At 68.3% G+C, this 19,263-nt stretch carries 20 protein-coding genes; 12 read left to right on the top strand and 8 right to left on the bottom strand.

All coding sequences use genetic code 11. The features are described 5' to 3' along the window. The first annotated feature begins 101 nt into the window (after positions 1–101). Positions 102–1,325 carry a serine hydrolase gene (locus KDK82_RS25505; RefSeq protein WP_088166588.1) on the top strand — a complete coding sequence of 408 codons (1,224 nt, stop codon included), beginning with the start codon at positions 102–104 and terminating at the stop codon, positions 1,323–1,325. A gap of 133 nt (positions 1,326–1,458) precedes the next feature. Beyond that, positions 1,459–2,625 (top strand): HPP family protein, encoded by a 1,167-nt coding sequence (locus KDK82_RS25500; RefSeq protein WP_088166700.1) that lies wholly within the window; start codon positions 1,459–1,461, stop codon positions 2,623–2,625. A gap of 64 nt (positions 2,626–2,689) precedes the next feature. Here KDK82_RS25500 and serA read toward each other — a convergent pair whose 3' ends face one another. Next, on the bottom strand, positions 2,690–3,919 hold the full coding sequence (gene serA, locus KDK82_RS25495; RefSeq protein WP_012202286.1) for a phosphoglycerate dehydrogenase: 1,230 nt from the start codon (positions 3,917–3,919) through the stop codon (positions 2,690–2,692). A gap of 358 nt (positions 3,920–4,277) precedes the next feature. On the opposite strand from serA, the gene KDK82_RS25490 reads away from it, so the two are divergent. The 4 genes from KDK82_RS25490 to KDK82_RS25475 all read left to right on the top strand — a co-directional run bounded on the left by KDK82_RS25490 (position 4,278) and on the right by KDK82_RS25475 (position 6,642). Continuing rightward, positions 4,278–5,240, top strand: a complete 963-nt coding sequence (locus KDK82_RS25490) for a hypothetical protein (RefSeq protein WP_088166587.1) — start codon at positions 4,278–4,280, stop codon at positions 5,238–5,240. Between the two features lie 49 nt (positions 5,241–5,289). After that, positions 5,290–5,853: a nitroreductase family protein gene (locus KDK82_RS25485; protein WP_034397858.1), complete on the top strand. Its 564-nt coding sequence runs from the start codon at positions 5,290–5,292 to the stop codon at positions 5,851–5,853. Positions 5,854–5,975: 122 nt separating this feature from the next. Continuing rightward, positions 5,976–6,212 carry a hypothetical protein gene (locus KDK82_RS25480; protein ID WP_013800215.1) on the top strand — a complete coding sequence of 79 codons (237 nt, stop codon included), beginning with the start codon at positions 5,976–5,978 and terminating at the stop codon, positions 6,210–6,212. Between the two features lie 76 nt (positions 6,213–6,288). After that, entirely contained in the window at positions 6,289–6,642 is a 354-nt protein-coding gene (locus KDK82_RS25475) for a hypothetical protein (protein ID WP_063327711.1), read from the top strand. 30 nt (positions 6,643–6,672) lie between these two features. On the opposite strand, the gene KDK82_RS25470 is transcribed toward KDK82_RS25475, so the two are convergent. The 3 genes from KDK82_RS25470 to pyrE all read right to left on the bottom strand — a co-directional run bounded on the left by KDK82_RS25470 (position 6,673) and on the right by pyrE (position 10,868). Beyond that, entirely contained in the window at positions 6,673–9,279 is a 2,607-nt protein-coding gene (locus tag KDK82_RS25470) for a membrane-bound PQQ-dependent dehydrogenase, glucose/quinate/shikimate family (protein WP_088166586.1), read from the bottom strand. Positions 9,280–9,490: 211 nt separating this feature from the next. Continuing rightward, positions 9,491–10,159, bottom strand: a complete 669-nt coding sequence (locus KDK82_RS25465; protein WP_088166585.1) for a DUF4124 domain-containing protein — start codon at positions 10,157–10,159, stop codon at positions 9,491–9,493. A 7-nt stretch (positions 10,160–10,166) separates the two neighbouring features. Continuing rightward, positions 10,167–10,868, bottom strand: a complete 702-nt coding sequence (gene pyrE / locus KDK82_RS25460; RefSeq protein ID WP_088166584.1) for an orotate phosphoribosyltransferase — start codon at positions 10,866–10,868, stop codon at positions 10,167–10,169. A gap of 10 nt (positions 10,869–10,878) precedes the next feature. Between pyrE and KDK82_RS25455 the strand changes: the two genes are divergently transcribed. From KDK82_RS25455 to KDK82_RS25445, 3 genes are all read left to right on the top strand, one after another. Continuing rightward, a complete protein-coding gene (locus KDK82_RS25455; RefSeq protein WP_088166583.1) occupies positions 10,879–11,682 on the top strand; it encodes an exodeoxyribonuclease III in 804 nt (267 codons plus the stop codon). Positions 11,683–11,774: 92 nt separating this feature from the next. Beyond that, complete coding sequence (locus tag KDK82_RS25450; RefSeq protein WP_088166582.1) at positions 11,775–12,023, top strand: type II toxin-antitoxin system CcdA family antitoxin; 249 nt, start codon at positions 11,775–11,777, stop codon at positions 12,021–12,023. Then, a complete protein-coding gene (locus KDK82_RS25445) occupies positions 12,023–12,352 on the top strand; it encodes a CcdB family protein (protein WP_043791081.1) in 330 nt (109 codons plus the stop codon). The genes KDK82_RS25450 and KDK82_RS25445 overlap by 1 nt, the downstream gene beginning before the upstream one ends. 70 nt (positions 12,353–12,422) lie before the next feature. On the opposite strand, the gene KDK82_RS25440 is transcribed toward KDK82_RS25445, so the two are convergent. From KDK82_RS25440 to KDK82_RS25430, 3 genes are read right to left on the bottom strand one after another with little or no spacing between them, the layout of a single operon-like run. Further along, the gene (locus tag KDK82_RS25440; protein ID WP_088166581.1) at positions 12,423–13,847 is read right to left on the bottom strand and encodes an NAD(P)(+) transhydrogenase (Re/Si-specific) subunit beta; all 1,425 of its coding nucleotides are present in this window, start codon (positions 13,845–13,847) and stop codon (positions 12,423–12,425) included. Then, complete coding sequence (locus KDK82_RS25435) at positions 13,844–14,188, bottom strand: NAD(P) transhydrogenase subunit alpha (protein WP_012202276.1); 345 nt, start codon at positions 14,186–14,188, stop codon at positions 13,844–13,846. Before KDK82_RS25435 ends, KDK82_RS25440 begins: the two co-directional genes overlap by 4 nt. A gap of 1 nt (position 14,189) precedes the next feature. Continuing rightward, positions 14,190–15,305, bottom strand: coding sequence for a Re/Si-specific NAD(P)(+) transhydrogenase subunit alpha (locus KDK82_RS25430; RefSeq protein ID WP_063327715.1), 1,116 nt, complete (start codon positions 15,303–15,305; stop codon positions 14,190–14,192). 320 nt (positions 15,306–15,625) lie between these two features. Here KDK82_RS25430 and KDK82_RS25420 point away from each other — a divergent pair, with 320 nt between their 5' ends. The 3 genes from KDK82_RS25420 (at position 15,626) to KDK82_RS25410 (ending at position 18,166) form a co-directional block, all read left to right on the top strand. Next, complete coding sequence (locus KDK82_RS25420) at positions 15,626–15,865, top strand: zinc ribbon domain-containing protein (protein ID WP_088166699.1); 240 nt, start codon at positions 15,626–15,628, stop codon at positions 15,863–15,865. An 86-nt stretch (positions 15,866–15,951) separates the two neighbouring features. Continuing rightward, the gene (locus KDK82_RS25415; RefSeq protein WP_012202273.1) at positions 15,952–16,590 is read left to right on the top strand and encodes an MBL fold metallo-hydrolase; all 639 of its coding nucleotides are present in this window, start codon (positions 15,952–15,954) and stop codon (positions 16,588–16,590) included. Between the two features lie 115 nt (positions 16,591–16,705). After that, complete coding sequence (locus KDK82_RS25410; protein ID WP_088166580.1) at positions 16,706–18,166, top strand: aldehyde dehydrogenase family protein; 1,461 nt, start codon at positions 16,706–16,708, stop codon at positions 18,164–18,166. A 186-nt stretch (positions 18,167–18,352) separates the two neighbouring features. On the opposite strand, the gene KDK82_RS25405 is transcribed toward KDK82_RS25410, so the two are convergent. After that, positions 18,353–19,255 (bottom strand): M48 family metallopeptidase, encoded by a 903-nt coding sequence (locus KDK82_RS25405; RefSeq protein WP_016448572.1) that lies wholly within the window; start codon positions 19,253–19,255, stop codon positions 18,353–18,355. Between the last annotated feature and the right edge of the window lie 8 nt (positions 19,256–19,263).

Genomic DNA, 19,263 nt, shown 5'->3' with positions numbered 1-19,263 from the left:
TTAGCGGCGGCATGCCCGCGGCACCCGCACGCCGCTGTCCCGCAGCCAACAGCGCACCAGGCCGTCTGCCGGAACAATCGACGCACACCACAGGAGACTCCATGACCGCCAGCACCGACCGCCTGCACATCCCCGGCCTGCCCTGGGCCGACTCCCCTGAAACCGTGGGCCTGGGCGGCGCGCGCCTGGCGCGCCTGTCGGCCCGGCTGCAGCGCGGCGTGGACACCGGCGAGATCCCGGGCGCCGTGGCCCTGGTGGCGCGGCGCGGCAAGCTGGCCTATCTGGAGAGCTTCGGCCTGCTGGACCCCGAGGCCGGCACGGCCATGCGGCCCGATGCCATCTTTCGCATCGCGTCCATGAGCAAGCCCATCACCTCGCTGGCCATCATGATGCTGGCCGAGCAGGGGCGGCTGTCCATCATCGAGCCTGTGGAGCAGTACCTGCCCGAGCTGGCCGCGCTGCGCGTGGGCCTGGAGCGCGCGCCGCTGGCGCGGCCCATCACGCTGCAGGACCTGCTGCGCCACACCTCCGGCATTCCCTACGGATTTGCAGGCACCGAGCACCCCGTCAAGAAGATGTACCTGGATGCGGGCCTGTTCAGCGGCAAGTTCACCAATGCGCAGTTCATCACCAGGCTCGCGCAGCTGCCGCTGGTGGCCCAGCCCGGCGAGACCTGGGAATACGGCATGCCCACCGACGTGCTGGGCCGCGTGGTCGAGGTGGTCAGCGGCCAGACTCTGGCCGCCTTCGTGCGCGAGCACATCACCGGGCCGCTGGGCATGGCCGACACGGGTTTTCATGCGCCCGACAGCGAGATCGCACGGGCCGCCCGGCCCCAGCCCGAAGGGCCGCAGAAACAGATGCCGCCCATCCCCCCGGTCACGCGCGCCATGGTGTTCGAGTCGGGCGGCGGGGGCATGGTCTCGACCATGGCCGACTATGCGCGGCTGTGCCTGTTCTGGTGCAACGGCGGCACGCTGGACGGCGTGCGCCTGGTCTCGCGCAAGACCGTGGAGCTGATGACCACCAACCACCTGCCCGCCAGCGTGCGCATGGGGCCGGACATGGCGTATTTCGGCGCCCAGCTGCCCTCGCCCGAGGTGGGCCAGGGCTTCGGCCTGGGCTTTGCGGTGCGCACGGCGCCCGGCCTCAACCCGCTGCCGGGCAGCGTGGGCGACTTTTCATGGAGCGGCATCTACGGCACCTTCTTCTGGGTGGATCCGAAGGAGGATTTGTTCGCCATCCTCATGATGCAGTCCATGGCCCAGCGCATTCCCTACCGCTGGGTGATGCGCGAGGGTGTGTACCAGTCCGTGGTGGACTGAGCCGGCAGGCGCGCCGCACCGAAAGGGTGCAAAGCCCATGCTGCCAGCAAGAGCGGCGTCCCTTCCTAAAATGACGCGCTTTTGCAGCCCTCCCCCGGGGCTGCGCAGGCAAAGACAAAAAGACAACAAGGCCATGGGCTGGAACAGAAAAGCATGGGGGCCGGTGGTGCCACGCCCCGCGCCTGCGGACATGTGGCGCGTGGCCATGGGCTCCATCGTGGGCATGGGGATGGCCACGGCCCTGGTCTGGCTGGCGCATGCGGGCACCTGGGATCTTCCCCTGCGCCTGTTCGCGCCGCTGGGTGCCACGGCCGTGCTGCTGTTCGCCGTGCCCACCAGCCCGCTGGCCCAGCCCTGGTCCTGCGTGGTGGGCAATACGGTGTCGGCGCTCTGGGCCCTGTTCGTGCTGCAGTGGTGCCCGCCCCAGCTGGCCCCTGCGCTGGCCGTGGGTGGCGCCATAGGCTGCATGCTGCTGACGCGCTCGCTGCACCCGCCAGGTGGCGCCATGGCCCTGCTGACGGTGCTCAACGCCAAGGCCTCGTTGGCCGCCGGCTGGATGCTGCCCTTCCTGCCCGTGGGCGCGCTGACACTGGGGCTGGTCCTGGCGGCCACGGCGCTCCACCGCGCCACGGGCCGGCGCTATCCCCACCATGCCGACACGGCGCCCAAGGCCGCGCCCGCCGATGCAGCCCACCGCCATGCCTCGCGCCTGGGCCTGTCCCATGCCGATCTGGAGGGGCTGCTGCTGCGCTTCGGCCAGGAAAACAACCTGGAAGCCGATGACCTGGCCGAGCTGCTGGCCGCCGCCGAGGAAACCGCCATCGAGCACCGCCTGGGCGGTGTGCGCTGCGCCCAGCTGATGACGCGCGATCCCGTGAGCTGCTCCATGGACGACGACGTGCACGCCGTGGCGGCACGCTTTCGCGCGCACCCGGCCAAGAGCCTGCCGGTGCTGGACGCCGATGGCGGCCTGGCCGGCACGGTCTCCCGTGCCGAGCTGTACGAATGGCTGTGGATGAGCCCCGTGCGCCCGGCCGAATCGGCGGCAAAACCTTCTTTATTGAACTGGCTGGGCCAGCGCCTGCCCGGCAAGACCCGGGCCGCGCCCCGCCTGTCGGAGCTGCCCCAGCTGGTTCATGCGCCTGAACTCAGCGTGGACGAAGACACGCCCGTGGGCCAGTTGCTGGACGCCCTGGCCCGGCACAGCGTGCCCTGCATTCCCGTGATGCGCGAAGGCCGGCTGACCGGCCTGATCACGCGCACGGATCTGATGCGGCTGCTGCTGCAGCCGGGCAGATAGGGCGACCAGGCAATGCGCCAGTTTCAGGAAGTGCGCCCAAGCGCAGCATCCTGAAACCTGGCCATCAGAACAGCACGCGGCAGCGGATGGTGCCCGGAACCTGGGTCAGCTTTTCCACGGCCAGACCCGAGGACTGGGCCGCCAGGTCGATCACCACATAGCCCACCTTCTCGTCGGTGCGCAGGTACTGGCCGGCGATGTTGATGCCGTTCTCGGCAAACACCTGGTTGATGGCCGACAGCACGCCGGGCTGGTTGTGGTGCACGTGCAGGATGCGGTTCTGGCCGGGGTGGGCGGGCAGGGCCACTTCGGGGAAGTTCACCGCCGAGGTGGTGGTGCCGTTGTCGCTGTACTTGACCAACTTCTCGGCCACTTCCAGGCCGATGTTGGCCTGGGCTTCCATGGTGGAGCCGCCCACGTGCGGGGTCAGGATGACGTTGTCCAGGCCGCGCAGGGGCGAGACGAATTCATCCTTGTTGCTGCGCGGCTCGGTGGGGAACACGTCGATGGCGGCGCCCAGCAGCTTGCCGGCCTTCAGGGCCTCGGCCAGCGGCTCGATTTCCACCACGGTGCCGCGCGAGGCATTGATCAGGATGGCGCCGGGCTTCATGGCCGCGATTTCCTTGGCGCCGATCATCCACTGGGTGGAGGGCAGCTCGGGCACGTGCAGGGTGACGATGTCGCTGCCGGCCAGCAGATCGGCCAGCGATGCGGCCTGGCGCGCATTGCCCAGCGGCAGCTTGGTGGACACGTCATGGAAGAGCACCTGCATGCCCACGGACTCGGCCATCACCGACAGTTGGGTGCCGATGGAGCCGTAGCCCACGATGCCCAGCGTCTTGCCGCGGATTTCGTAGGAGTTTTCGGCGCTCTTGAGCCAGCCGCCGCGGTGGGCGGAGGCGTTCTTGGCGGGCACGCCGCGCAGCAGCAAGATGGCTTCGGCCAGCACCAGCTCGGCCACCGAGCGCGTGTTGGAGTAAGGCGCGTTGAAGACCACCACGCCACGCTCGCGCGCCGCGTCCAGGTCCACCTGGTTGGTGCCGATGCAAAAGCAGCCCACGGCCACGAGCTTTTGCGCGGCAGCGAACACGTCGGCCGTCAGCTGCGTGCGCGAACGGATGCCGACGAAATGCACGTCGGCGATCTTGCGCTTGAGCTCCTCGCCTTCCAGCGCGCCCGTCACGGTCTCCACATTGGTGTAGCCCGCGTTGCGCAGCACTTCGAGTGCGGAAGGATGGATGCCTTCGAGCAGCAGGAACTTGATCTTCGATTTATCCAGCGACGTTTTGGTCATGGGCGAGCCCTCTCTAGTCAGTCAGAAATCAGAGCGAGCATTACAGCGGATTCGGGAAGCCGCTACAGCCGGTAGGCCCAAAGCCTGCGCGCACGCAAGCGGGAGAACCATGCGCCCTGCGGCCATGAACGCCCCGCCATCCGGAAGGCGCTCATTGCAGGACGGCGCATGCCACGGGAGCACATGCACACTTCGAGAATGGCGCGAAATGTAAAACATTGAGAACCGATGCGCCCGTGCGCGGCAGCCTTCCTAGAATTCGCGCGTCTGTGTCCGGCGCTTTCAAATCAATAGCAACAGAACAGGCTTGCAGGCGGGCCGGACGCGCCCTTGTTTTACGAACCAACCGAGGATTCCGATGATTACAAACATGCTGCGCAGGATCGAGGACCTGCTGGTGCAGGTGGTGCGCGTGGTGCTGCTGGTGTTCTCCCTGCTCGTGCTGGTGGGGATGGCACTGTGGACCTGGGAGAGCTTCAGGCCCGGCAAGGCCGAGGCGCCCCAGGCAGTGGCCCAGGAATTGAACTGGAAGGACGCCAGGCCCGACCTGCAGTTCGTCGTGGACGAAACCAGCCGAGACCTGGGCGCGGGCGGCGGCGAACCCGCCATGGAAAAGCGCCTGGCCGATCCGGCGCTGCGCCCCGCCTTCCAGAAGGCCGACGCCCTGGTGCGCGCCTTCGTGAACAAGGATCCCGCGCGGCGCGAGCGCACCGAGCGGGACAACCAGGCCCGGGGCCTGGCACCGCTGCACCCGCTGCTGCAAGGCGACGCCCTGCCATCCGAGGCCGATGTGCAGCGCCGCATCCAGGAACGCGGGCAGCGCGAAGGCGATGCCGGGGCCGTGGATGCGGCTGCCGATGCAGCGGCTGCCGCTGCCGCCTCCACCGACGAGGAAGACGGCTGGATGGTCGAGCCCGTGGATACCGCCGCCGCCATCCATGAGCGTGCCCAGGCCGCCGAGCTGGAACACGGCAAGGGCGCCTATGCGGCCTACGTGCAGGGTCTGCCCGCCGCGCTGGAGCAGGTCTTCGGCAATGCCGCGCTGGAGCCGCGGCTGCAGGCGCAGACGGCCCAGCAGATCCTGTCCACGGTGCTGCTGAACTACACGCTGTCCCTGGACAATGCGGCGCGCGCGCTGCGCGGCGAGGACAGCCACGGCAGCAGCTCCTGGAAGGAGCGCTTCGGCGCCGTGGAGACGGCCTTCTGGAGCATGCTGATGTCATTCCTCGTGCTGGTGGTGATGGTGCTGGTCTTCATCCGCATGGAGCGCCACCTGCGCGTGATCAGCCAGCAGCATGGCCAGGCACCGCGCCAGCCCTGAGGCCTTGCGCTATCGTTGCCGCTTTCCTTTCTGCTTGCCGCCCATCCGCATGACACGCAACACCACCACCCCCATCCATCCCCAGTTCCTGGGCCGCATGTCGCCGCGCGCCTTCAAGCCGGAGGCACTGAGCCAGGCCCAGATCGAGCAACTGGCCGACGCCGCGCGCTGGGCCCCTTCGGCCAGCAACAAGCAGCCCTGGCACTTTGCCTATGCGCTGCGCGGCGATGCGAACTGGCAGGCCTTCAGCACCATCCCCAACGAGTTCAACCGCCGCTGGTGCCTGGAGGCGGGCGCGCTGATCGTGCTGATGTCCGACCGCCAGGCCTCGCCCGGCAAGCACAGCTTCGACGCGGGCTGCGCCTGGGGCTACCTGGCGCTGGAAGCCCACGCCATGGGCCTGGCCACGCACGCCATGGGCGGCTTCTCGGCCGACGCCGCACGCGAGGTGCTGCGCCTGCCCGAGCACCTGGAGCCCGAGGTGGTGATCGCCGTGGGCTGGCGTGGCGATGCGGCCACCCTGCCCGACGATCTGCGCGAGCGCGAGGTGCCCTCGCCCCGCAAGCCGCTGGCCGAAGTGCTGAGCGCCGGCCCCGTGGCCACGGGCGGCTGACGGCGGGTTCCAAGTCCTACGCCGCTTTGCGGGGATGCCCCGGATGGCCTGCCCAGGCCCCGGGGCTACACTGGCCCACAGGCCTGCAGCGCAGCAGGCGTCCATGACCCCAAGGAGTTGCCATGACCCCATCCACCAGCCCCAATCTCGACAAGCTGCGCAACATCGTCCAGAAGTTCGGCGCAAGCTCCTTCACCACGGACCAGGTGGCCAGCGAATACGACGACGCCCCGGCCACGGCGGAAAGCACCGAGCAATTCGACGCCCTGCTGCAGCGCCACGCGGCCGTGCTGGGCATCCATGCCGTGCCCGGAAGCGGCGGCCAGGGCCACGGCGCCACCGTCTGGCAGCCGGCCTGAGCGCGCAGGCGGCGCAAAGCACGGCGCCGCTACACTCGCTGCGGCCGGCACGGTGCCGGCGCGCAGTTTTCTTTTGATGTCCTCACTCTCTCCCCATACCTGGCTGCAGCTGTCCGTGGCAGCCAGTGCCTTGCTGGTGCTCGCCTCCATCGGCTGGGTCTGGCACGGCACGCGCGCCCTGCCCGCAGATTCGCGCGATGGCCGCAGCGCCCGGCGCATGGCGGCCTTGTTCGCCCTGGGGGCGCTGGCCTGGCTGGCCTACGGCCTGTACACGGGCTATGCCGCGCTGTGGAAGGCAGACGCGCTGATGCTGTTCGCCCAGCAAGGCGCGCTGCTACGCCTGCCGTTTCTGATCGGCGGACTGGCCTGGGTGGCCGCGCTGCTGGTCACGCGCGTGCTGCGCATGCTGGGCCGGGCCGGATCGGCATGAGCCGGCGCAGACCCCCATGGTGCTGAGTGCTCAGGGCGCCGCCACCTCCTTGGGCAGCACATAGGCGCGCACGCTGTCCCCGGCCTTGGTTCCGGTCGAACCATGCCCACCCGCCACCACCACCAGGTACTGGCGCTGGTCCGTGCCCAGGTAGGTCATGGGCGTGGCCTGGCCGCCTGCGGGCAGACGGTCCTGCCAGAGCTGGCGGCCGCTGTCCACGTCATAGGCGCGCACATAGTTGTCCAATGCCCCTGAGTAGAAGGCCACGCCGCCAGCGGTCATCACCGGGCCGCCAATGCCGGGCACGCCCATGCGAAAGCCCAGCGGCAGCGGGCTCAGGTCACGCGGCGTGCCGTTGCGGCGCTGCCAGACGATCTGGCCCGTGCGCAGGTCGGCACCCGCCACAAAGCCCCAGGGCGGCGCCTGGCAGGGAATGCCCAGCGGCGAGACAAAGGGCTTGAGCCGTACCGCAAACGGTGCGCCGAAGTTTTCGTTGAGCGCGGGCAGGCCGTCCTTGGGCGGGCCGCCATCCTGCACCAGCAGCGAGGTATCGTCCGCACGCGGCACCAGGGTGGAGACGAAGGCCAGCCGCGTGGGCGTGGCAAACACCACCTGCCGGCGCGGGTCCACGGCCACGCCGCCCCAGTTGAAGACGCCGAAGTTGCCCGGATAGATCAGCGAGCCCTGCTCCGAGGGCGGCGTGAAGCGCCCCTCGTAGCGCAGGCGGCGAAAGGCCAGCCGGCACCACAGTTGCTCGAAGGGGCTGGCGCCCCACATGTCGCGCTCGGTCAGGGCCGGGGGGTTGAAGCTCAGCTGCGAATGCGGCTGCGTGGGCGCCGTGCGGTCGCCGCGCGCCGCGCCCTGCGGCGCAGCCACCTCGGTGACGGGCAGCAGCGGCTGGCCCGTGCGCCGGTCCAGCACGAACAGCTCGCCCTGCTTGGTGGGCTGCACCAGGGCGGGCACGCTGTGGCCGCCGATCTCCAGGTCGATCAGGCTGGGCTGCGAGGGCACGTCGTAGTCCCAGAGATCGTGGTGCACGGTCTGGAACACCCAGCGCACGGCGCCCGTGGCAATGTCCAGCGCCACCACCGAGGACGAATACTGCTCGGCCTCGGCGCTGCGCCGCCCGCCCCATTGGTCGGGCGGCGCATTGCCCATGGGCACAAAGACGAGGCCCAGCGTCTCGTCCACGCTGGAGATGGACCAGCTGTTGGGCGAGCTGGGCACATAGGTCTGCCCCGGGGGCAGCGGCGTGCTGTTGCCTGGCCGCCCCGGGTCCCAGGCCCACAGCAGCGCACCCGAGCGGATGTCGAACGCACGGATCACGCCCGAAGGCTCGCGCGTGGAATGGTTGTCCAGCACCGTGCCGCCCACGATGATGCGGTCGCGCGCCACCACCACCGGCGAGGTCGAGTAGTACGAGCCCGGCTTGCGCTCGGGCATGCCCTGCCAGAGGTCGATCTGGCCCTGGCCACCCGCCACATTGCTGCAGGTCTGGCCATCGGCGGGATTGAGCGCGACCACCTTGCCGTCGGCCGTGGCCATGAACAGCTTGGCGGTGCAGCGGCCGTCATCGCCAGGGGCTGCAGAAGCCGAAGCCGTGGATGCGGCGGTGGGTGCAGGCATGGCCTGCGCACCGGACTTCCTTGCAGCCGGCGCCACCGCCGAATGCGTCTGCCCTGCCGCCGCGTCGAACTGCGCGGCCGCCTGCGCCGACTGGTAGGACAGGCCCCGGCAGGTCAGGTGCTGCAGCGCCAGCCCCTTGGGCATGGGCAGGTCGCGCCGCCACAGCTGCTTGCCCGTGGTGGCATCGAGCGCAATCACCGACTGGTGGGGCGTGCACAGGAACAGGCGCTCGCCGATCTTCAGCGGCGTGACCTCGAACGTGGTTTCTTCGGGATCGCCGGGTTTGCCGCGCACATCGCCCGTGCGGAACTCCCAGGCCAATTGCAGCAGCCGCACGTTGTGCGGGCCGATCTGGCGCAGCGGCGAATAGCGCTGGCCCGCTCCGGTGCGGCCATAGGCATGCCATTCGCCATCGGGCACGGCATCGGTGGCATCGCCCTGCAGCACCGGCGGGCTGCGCAGGCCACCGGCATCGGAGGCCACCATGGACATGTTCTGCACGGCCGTGACCTGACCGTCGGCCGGCAGGTCCGACGCGGCGGCGGCCGCACCCGCAAACTGGCCCTGGGTTTCATGGGCATCACGCTGGCGCCCGAATGACAGGCCCGCAAGAATGGCCGTGCCCAGCACCACCAGCGCCAGCGCCGCATGGGCTGGTGCCAGGCCCCGGTTCTGGCCCATGTCGGGCTCATGGCGCAGCGCACGCACCGACCAGGGCAGCACCAGCAGCAGGCCCATCAACCAGGGCACCCCCAGGCGCCCCGCCAGCGGCCACCAGTCCAGCCCTATCTCCCAGACCGCCCACAGCGCGGTGCCCAGCAGCCACAGCGCAAACAGCCACAGCGCCGCAGCCGAACGGCGCGCCACACCCAGGCCCACGGCCAACAGCAGCACACCTGCCACCACGTAGTAGCCGCTGCCCCCGGCCCACAGCAGCTGGGCGCCTGCCCAGGCCAGCCAGGCACCGGCGGCCCACAGCCACAGCACCGTCAACCATCGCCATGCCGTCATGCATGCTCCCTTCTCGCGGCGGCCCGGCACCTGTGGCTGCAGCGCACACCAGCAGCCAGGCCCTGAGGGCCCGGGAAAATCCGTGGCCGGGAATGTAGTGACAGCCTAGACCGCCGCAATGGCAGCGCTTGCAGGACGAATCCGATTCACGCGCGCCGGGCGTGCGGCAGGCCGTTCGCGCCAGACGGGAAAGACAGGGGGCAAGGGCCGCTCAGCGGCCCGTGGGAGCCGCAGCGGCGGCGGCCGCGCTCCACAGCGCACGCAGCGGCACGAGCTCGGCATCGAAGCGCTGGTTGATGCGGCTTTTTTCCTGCTCCTGCTGCTGGATGAAGCGCTGCTGCTCTTCCTGGCTGCTGCGGTTTTCATCGAGCTGGCGGCGCAGGGAGGCGGGGGCCTTGGACGGGTCCTTGCGGTAGAACTCCATCTCGCCATCGATCTTGACGCGCTGGGCCTGCAGCTCCTGTATGCGCTGGCGCGCCAGGTTGGCGACCTGGTCGGTCTGCGACAGGGCCTCGGCGCGTTCTGCGTCGTGCGCGGCCTGGTTGGGATAGCGCGCAATCAGGGCGCGCTCGCGCGAGCGCTCCTCGCGCACACGGCGCTGTTCGGCCTGCTCGCGGCGGCGCTGGGCATCGAGCTCGGCGCGCTCGTTGTCGGTCAGCGTGGGGCCGACGCGGCGCAGCTCCACACCGGAGCTGCCCAGCACACGCTGGTCGCGGTCCACGCATTCGGCAATCGGGCGGTCTGCCGTCAGGCGCCGGCCCTTGGCGTCAGTGCATGCATAGATGCCGGCCGGCACGCCGGCATCCAGGGCGCAGGCAGGGCCAGCCGTGGCACCAGCCAGGGCGCACCACAGGAACCGTGCATGCAACGCCTTGTTCATCAAACCCTTATCCCTTGTCGTTGACTCCGTAACGCTGGCGGTAGGCCAGCACGCGCTCATGGTGGCCGCTGCCTTCGCTGCCACCTTGAATCTCAAGATAAAGCAATAAGTCTGCCAACTTTGCAATGGTGCAGACCTGCATACCCAGCTGGTTGCGCACGTACTGCACGGCGCTGTGGGGCACGTCCTGGCCATTCTCGGTGGCCATTTCCTGGCGGTCCAGCGCGATCGCCACGGCATGCGGCGTGGCGCCTGCGGCGCGGATGATGGCGATGGACTCGCGCGCGGCCGTGCCGGCGCTCATCACGTCGTCCACGATCAGCACGCGGCCCTTGAGGGGCGCGCCCACCAGGGTGCCGCCCTCGCCGTGGTCCTTGGCTTCCTTGCGGTTGTACGCAAAGGGCTTGTTCAGGCCCATGCGGGCCAGCTCCACGGCCACGGTGGCGGCCAGCGGGATGCCCTTGTAGGCGGGGCCGAAGATCATGTCGAACTCGATGCCGCTGGCTGCGATGGCTTTTGCATAGAATTCGGCGAGACGGCCCATCTTGCCGCCGTCATCGAACAGGCCGGCATTGAAGAAGTACGGGCTCATGCGCCCGGCCTTGGTCTTGAACTCGCCGAAACGCAGCACCCCTGCGTCAACGGCGAATTGCACAAATTCCTGCGCCAGACGGCCTGTGTCATCGGCCTGCAGATTACTCACCACCATGGATTCATCCTTGTTCAAATTGACCAGCCTCAACCTCAACGGCATCCGCTCGGCCTCGACCAAGGGCGTCGAAGCCTGGATCGAGGCCACTGCGCCGGATTGTATTTGCGTGCAGGAAATCAAGGCCCAGGCCGCCGACATGACCGGACGCTTCGAGCTGCTGGCCGGCCTGCGCGGCCACTTCCACTACGCCGAGAAGAAAGGCTACTCGGGCGTGGGCGTCTACAGCCGCCACGAGCCCAGCGACGTCGTGATCGGCTTCGGCTCGCACGAATTCGACGCCGAGGGCCGCTACGTGGAGGCGCGCTTCGACACGCCCGCGCGCAAGCTGTCCATCATCAGCGCCTACTTTCCCAGCGGCAGCTCGGGCGAACTGCGCCAGACGGCCAAGTTCCGCTTCCTCGCCGAAATGCACGATCACCTGATGCGCATGAAGGGCGAGCGCGAGTTCATCCTGTGCGGCGACATCAACATCGCCCACCAGCAGATCGACCTCAAGAACTGGCGCAGCAACCAGAAAAACAGCGGTTTCACGCCCGAAGAGCGCGAGTGGATGACAAAGTTGTTACACAAAACTGATCCCACGGGCGGTCTTGTGGACGTTTATCGCCTGCTCCAGCCCGACACCACGGACACCTGCTACACATGGTGGAGCAACCGCGGCCAGGCCTATGCCAACAACGTGGGATGGCGCCTGGACTACCACCTGGCCACCCCGGCCACCGCCGCACTGGCTCGCACCGAGCACATCTACAAGGATGTGAAGTTCTCGGACCATGCGCCGGTCACCATCGGCTATGACATGAAGGTGTGAGACGTTCAAGCAGGGCCTTGGGTCGCGGCGGTTTGACTCGTCGCGCTCTCATACAGACACTGTGCGCATGATCTTTATCTGAGGGTTCCGAGATGAAATCCATTGCTGTCTCCAGCGCCAAGCGGCCAATCCATCTCACGATCAATGCAGATCTGGTGACGCAGGCCAAGGCCTATACCGACAATCTCTCGGCCACCATGGAATCCCTGCTGGCCGAATACGTTGCCAGGCAGGAGGGCGCACAGCGTGAGCGCCAACGGCTTGCCGACGCCTGCGCCTGCGACTGGAACGCGGTCAACATCGCGGTGGGTTCGTTCGCAGACGAGCACTCGACGCTCTAGTGGCGCAATTCGACGTTCATCGCAACAAGGGAGCCTTGCGCGACTCGATTCCCTACGTCGTCGTGGTCCAGTCCTCGCTGTTTGACCGCTACCGCCGTCGTGTCGTGGTTCCACTGGTTCGGCAGAATCTGCTGCCGCGCGGCACTCCAACCGTGGGTGCGAGGATGAATCCTGTGTTTGTCATTGAAGGCGTGCCGGTCGTCCTGCATGCCCTGGACATGGTTTCAGTCGCCCTGGATCAATTGGGTGAAGTGGTGGCCTCACTGGAGCATGAAGGCCAAGCCATCGCCGATGCGCTGGACGAATTGCTGACCCGGTCCGGGGGCTGACCCAAGATCGTTTTCAAGGAGGCCAGGGCTTGGGCCCTGCCCTCCTCGGACTTCAGCCCGGGCGCACGCCTCACTCCAGCGCCTTGCCCATGTCCTCCACCACCTTCTTGGCATCGCCGAAGACCATCATGGTCTTGTCCATGTAGAACAGCTCGTTGTCCAGGCCCGCATAGCCGGCCGCCATGGAGCGCTTGTTGACGATCACCGTCTTGGCCTTGTAGGCCTCCAGGATGGGCATGCCGTAGATGGGGCTGCCCTTGACGTGTGCGGCGGGGTTCACCACGTCGTTGGCGCCCAGGATGATGGCCACGTCGGCCTGGCCGAACTCGCTGTTGATGTCCTCCATCTCGAAGACCTGGTCGTAGGGGACCTCGGCCTCGGCCAGCAGCACGTTCATGTGGCCGGGCATGCGGCCGGCCACCGGGTGGATGGCGTACTTCACCGTCACGCCCCGTTCGGTGAGCTTGTCGGCCAGCTCCTTGACCGCGTGCTGGGCACGCGCCACGGCCAGGCCGTAGCCGGGCACGATGACCACGGTTTCGGCATTGCCCAGGACGAAGGCCGCATCGTCGGCGCTGCCGCTTTTCACGTTGCGCTGCTGCTGAGAGCCCGCCGCCGCGCTGGTGGCCTCGCCGCCGAAGCCGCCCAGGATCACGCTGAAGAACGAGCGGTTCATGGCCTTGCACATGATGTAGCTCAGGATGGCGCCCGAGCTGCCCACCAGCGAACCCGCAATGATCAGCATGCTGTTGTTCAGCGAGAAGCCGATGCCCGCCGCCGCCCAGCCCGAGTAGCTGTTGAGCATGGACACGACCACCGGCATGTCCGCGCCGCCGATGGGAATGATCAGCAGCACGCCCAGCAGCAGTCCCAGGGCGATGACCAGCACGATGTCCATCCAGCTTTGGCTGTGCCAGAAGCCGAAGACGAAGAAGGCTGCTGCCAGCCCCAGCACGGCGTTGAGCGCATGCTGGCCCTTGAACTGCACGGGCGCGCCCTGGAACAGGCGGAACTTGTACTTGCCGCTGAGCTTGCCGAAGGCGATCACCGAGCCCGTGAAGGTCACGGCGCCGATGAAGGCGCCCAGCGCCAGCTCCATGCGGTTGCCGCCCGGAATGGCGCCGCCCTTGGCCGTGATGGCAAAGGCCCAGGGCTCGGCCACGGCGGCCACGGCGATGAACACCGCCGCCAGGCCGATCATGCTGTGCATGAAGGCGACCAATTCGGGCATCTTGGTCATCTCCACGCGCTGGGCCATGACGGCACCGGCCGTGCCGCCGACCAGCAGGCCCAGCAGCACCCAGCCCAGGCCCAATGCATTGTCGCCGGCCAGCTGCACGATGAGCGCCGCCGTGGTCAGCACGGCGATCACCATGCCGGCCATGCCGAACAGGTTGCCGCGTATGGAGGTGGTGGGATGCGACAGCCCCTTGAGCGCCTGGATGAAGCAGACGCTGGCCACCAGGTAGAGCAACGTGACGAGGTTCATGCTCATGACTGGCCCTCCGCCTTGGCGTCCTTGCCGTCCTTGGCCGGAGCGCTCTTGCGCTCTTTCTTGCGGAACATCTCCAGCATGCGCCGCGTGACCAGGAAGCCGCCGAACACGTTGACCGCGGCCAGCGCCACGGCCAGCACGCCCATGGTCTTGCCCAGGCCCGTTTCCGTGAGCGCCGCCGCCAGCATGGCGCCGACGATGACGATGGCCGAGATGGCATTGGTCACCGCCATCAGCGGCGTGTGCAGCGCGGGCGTGACGGTCCAGACCACGTGGTAGCCCACGTAGATGGCCAGCACGAAGATGATGAGATGGATGATGGTGGGGGATACGGCTTCCATGTCATTTCCTCCGCAGCTGGCCTTCATGGGCCATCAGGCACGCGGCCACGATGTCGTCCTCCATGTCCACATGCAGGGCGCCATCCTTGTTGATGATGAGCTTGAGAAAATCGAGCACATTGCGTGCATACAGGGCCGAAGCATCGGCCGCCACCATGGCGGGCAGGTTGGTCAGTCCCACGATGGTCACGCCATGCGTGACCACGGTCATGCCGGCCTGGGTCAGCGGGCAGTTGCCGCCGCGCTCGGCCGCCAGGTCCACGATGACGGCGCCGGGCTTCATGGCCTGCACCATCTCGGCCGTGACCAGCACGGGAGCGGGCCGGCCCGGGATCAGCGCCGTGGTGATGACCACGTCGGCCTGGGCCACGCGCTTGGCCACCTCGGCCTTCTGGCGGTCCAGCCAGCTTTGCGGCATGGGGCGCGCGTAGCCGCCCACGCCTTCGGCGGCCTCCTTTTCCTCGGCTGTCTCGTAGGGCACGTCGATGAACTTGCCGCCCAGGGATTCGACCTGCTCACGCACGCTGGGCCGCACATCGCTGGCCTCGATCACGGCGCCCAGGCGCTTGGCCGTGGCAATGGCCTGCAGGCCGGCCACACCCACGCCCAGCACCACGACGCGCGCGGCCTTCACCGTGCCGGCCGCCGTCATCAGCATGGGAAAGAAGCGCTGGTACTGGTTGGCCGCGATCATCACGGCCTTGTAGCCGGCGATATTGGCCTGGCTGGACAGCACGTCCATGCTCTGCGCACGCGTGGTGCGCGGAGCCGCCTCCAGCGCATAGGCCGTGATGCCCGCATCGGCCAGGCGCTGCAGGCCTGCGGGCTGGAACGGGTCCAGCATGCCGACCAGCGTTGCACCCTTGCGGATGCCGGGCAACTCGTCCTCCGAAGGGATACGGACCTTGAGCACCAGGTCGGCGCCCAGGGCGCCTGCCACATCGACGATCTCCGCGCCCGCCGCCTCGTACAAGGCATCGGGCACGCTGGCCGCCACTCCCGCCCCCGCCTGCACGCGCAGCACATGGCCTTGCGCACGCAGCTTCTTGACGGTCTCGGGGGTCGCAGCCACCCGGGTTTCTCCTGCCATGGTCTCGGCAGGCACGCCAATCAACATACCGGTTCTCCCTCGCGTGATGCCGGTACCCGCCCTGCATTGCGCAGGTGGCGGCCCGGCCCATCCTCGAAAAAATCCTTGCGTGCCTGCATCGGGGGCAGGCTGGCTTGGCGGCACGGCTAGCTTGTAACACGGCGGCGTTGCCGCAGCCACGGGGTCTGCCCGCGAGGCTGTCTCCTGTCCGTCACAGGACCTGGATTGCCACGAGATGACAGCCACATTAAATGATCGCCATCCACGGCCCGGCGGACCGCTGCCGTGTCCCAATGCGCCTTTGAACGACTGCAGCGGCGCATCCGCGCAGTGCGAAGGAATACACCATGGGACTCTTGCAAAGACTGTTCGGAAATCATTCGCGCGGCGGCCACCACGGGGGCGGCGCATACCGTGCCGCAGCCGTGGCGGCGGTCTGCCCCGGCTGCCATGCATCCATTGCCGCCAGTTCGCGCTTTTGCCCGCAGTGTGGCGGCGCGGTGCTGCCGCAGGCCTGCAGGAACTGCAACGCCAGCCATCCGGCCGGCGCGCGGTTCTGCGGACAATGCGGCCAGCCGACCACCTGACGGTGCAAGCGGGGGCGGCCCTGCGCTGCCATCAGGGGAAGGAGCGGGAATAATGGGCGCTTTCGCCAGAAGCACCCACGCCGCCCATGCTCCAGTACCACACCATCCCCGTCACCGCCTTCCAGCAGAACTGCTCGCTGGTCTGGTGCGACCAGACCATGGAAGCCGCCGTCATCGACCCGGGCGGCGACCTGGAGCAGATCGGCTGGGAGATAGAGCGCCTGGGCCTGGCGCTCAAGGCCATCTGGCTCACGCATGCCCACATAGACCACGCGGGCGGCACGCGCGAGCTGGCCGATGCACAGCAGCTGCCCATCATCGGCCCCCATCCCGGCGACCAGTTCTGGATCGATGCGCTGCCCCAGCAGGGCGCCATGTTCGGCTTCCCGCATTCGGACCCCTTCACGCCCACACGCTGGCTGCACGATGGCGACACGGTGAGCATCGGCCAGGAGACGCTGCAGGTACGCCACTGCCCCGGCCATACGCCCGGCCACGTGGTGTTCCATGCGCCGCAGATCGACCGCGCCTTCGTGGGCGACGTGCTGTTCGCGGGCAGCATCGGCCGCACCGACTTTCCCCAGGGCAACCACCAGCAACTGATCGACAGCATCGTCCAGCGCCTGTGGCCCATGGGCGACCAGACCGTGTTCATCCCGGGCCACGGCCCCGAAAGCAGCTTCGGCCGCGAGCGCAAGAGCAACCCCTACGTGGGCGGGACCTGAGCCGTACGGGAGTCCCCTACAGGACTCCGCGCGCCTGCGCCCATCGTGCATCATGCCCGGCACAGCCGGCGGCGCCCCCGGACCGCCTCCCATTCCAACTAACGGAGACAGCTTCATGAGCACGCAAGAGCACCTGCAGTTCTATATCGACGGCCAATGGGTTCCCCCGGCCGTGCCGCGCACGCTGGATGTGATCAATCCGTCCACCGAGGAGGTGGCGGCCCGCATCAGCATGGGCTCGGCCGCCGATGTCGATGCAGCCGTGGCCGCCGCACGCCGCGCGTTCGACGGCTTCTCGCAGACCACGCGCGACGAGCGGCTGGCCCTGCTGGACAAGGTGCTGGCGGTCTACATGCGTCGCATCGACGAGGTGGCGCAGACCATCTCGCTGGAGATGGGCGCGCCGCTGTGGCTGTCGCGCGCGGCCCAGGCCACCGTGGGCGCGGGGCACCTGAAGCAGACCCTGCAGGTGCTCAAGGAATTCGAGTTCGAGAGCGTGCGCGGCACCACCGGCATCGTGCATGAGCCCGTGGGCGTGGTGGGCATGATCACGCCCTGGAACTGGCCCATCAACCAGATCATGTGCAAGGTGGCACCGGCCCTGGCGGCGGGCTGCACCATGGTGCTCAAGCCCTCGGAGATCGCGCCGCTCAACGCCATCCTGGTGGCCGAGATCCTGCACGAAGCGGGCGTGCCCGCCGGCGTGTTCAACCTGGTCAACGGCGACGGCCCCTCGGTGGGCGAGGCCATGTCCGTGCACCCCGGCATCGACATGATGACCTTCACGGGCTCCACGCGCGCGGGCATTGCCGTGGCCAAGGCCTCGGCCGATACCGTCAAGCGCGTGACGCAGGAGCTGGGCGGCAAGTCGGCCAACATCGTGCTGGACGATGCCGACATCGAAAAGGCCGTGGCCCAGGGCGTGAACGCCTGCTTCACCAACTCCGGCCAGAGCTGCAACGCGCCCACGCGCATGTTCGTGCCGCGCGCCCTGCATGCGCGCGCCGTGGCCGCGGCCAAGGCCGCTGCCGAGGGCATGAAGGTGGGCGATGCATTGGCCGACACCGGCGCCATGCACATGGGCCCCGTGGTCAGCGAGGCGCAGTTCCGCAAGATCCAGGGCCTGATCGAGGCCGGCATCGCCGAAGGCGCCACCCTGGTGGCCGGCGGCACGGGCCGCCCCGAGGGCCTTGCGCGCGGCTACTTCGTGCGGCCCACGGTGTTCGCCGACGTGCGCAACGACATGACCATTGCGCGCGAGGAGATCTTCGGCCCCGTGCTGGTCATCCTGCCCTACGACACGGAGGAGGAGGCCATCGCCCAGGCCAACGACACGCCCTACGGCCTGTCGGGCTATGTGCAGTCCGGCAGCCTGGAGCGCGCACGCCGTGTGGCCTCGCGCCTGCGCACCGGCATGGTCCACCTCAACGGTGCAGGGCCGGACTTCGGCGCGCCGTTCGGCGGCTACAAGCAGTCCGGCACGGGCCGGGAATGGGGCGAGCACGGCTTCAAGGAGTACCTTGAAGTGAAAGCCGTGATGGGCTACCAACCCAAGCAAAAAATCACCACCCCCTGAGTCGCTACGCGCCTTCCCCCCGTGGCACGTCGCCTCTCTACTCGCTACGCGAGGGAGGGGGACGACACCCTCGGTGCGGGGCGGCGCGGCCGGCTTAGGCCCTTCCTCGGTGTCCCTGATCTTTGGCCGCGCCAGTTTCAAACACTGCGCCCAAAAAGCTGCCCGGGTCTTAGCTTGCTGGCACGCCTACCCGCGCCGTGCGGCCTCGTAGAGGCCTTCCACGCGCGGGATGTTGCGCTCCAGTTCGCGGATGCGCTCGGGGCCTGCGGGGTGGGTGGACAGGAATTCCAGGCCGCCACGGTCGCCCGTGGCCTGGCCCATCTTGCGCCACAGCGAGACCGAGGCCTGGGGGTTGTAGCCGGCGCGCGCGGCCAGTTCCAGGCCCACGAGGTCGGCCTCGCTCTCGTCGCCCCGGCTGAATTTCAGCGACAGCAACTGGCCGCCCAGGCGGGCCGCCGCATTGCCCAGGTCGCCCAGGCCCAGCAATTGGGCCCCCAGCGAGATGCCGATGCTGGTGGCCTGGTTCTTGGCCAGCTGCTCGCGCGAGTGTTCGCGCAGCGCATGGGCCATTTCGTGGCCCATGATCATGGCGATCTCGTCGTCGGTCAGCTGCAGCTGGTCGATGATGCCCGTGTAGAAGGCGATCTTGCCGCCCGGCATGCAAAAGGCATTGATCTCCTTGCTGCCGATCAGGTTCACCTCCCAGCGCCAGGCATTGGCACGCGGGTTCCATTGGGCGGTGTACGGAATCAGCCGCCGGGCAATGGCGCGCAGCCGCTGCAGCTGCGGGTTGCTGTCGCCAGCCAGTGCGCCCTGGGCGCGGGCCTTGGCCAGCAGTTGCTGGTACTGGTCGGTGGCGGCGCCTTCCAGCGTCTCGGCCGGCACCAGCTTGCGCAGGCCCGAGGCACCGCCTACCTGCACCTGTGCCGCCACCGGCGCCGTGGCCAGGCCCATGGCCGCCGCGCTGCCGGCCAGCAGAAAACCGCGACGCGCGCGCCAGGGCGCGCAGGCACAGCCCCAGGCGGACGGGGCACAGGGTTCGGAGGAGAGATGGGATGGCTGCTGCATGCCGCCAAGTCTAGCGGCCATGCATGCCT

This window comes from Delftia sp. K82, assembly GCF_002193035.1.
Taxonomy (GTDB): domain Bacteria; phylum Pseudomonadota; class Gammaproteobacteria; order Burkholderiales; family Burkholderiaceae_C; genus Comamonas; species Comamonas acidovorans.
This window is presented reverse-complemented; position numbering and strand designations above follow the sequence as displayed.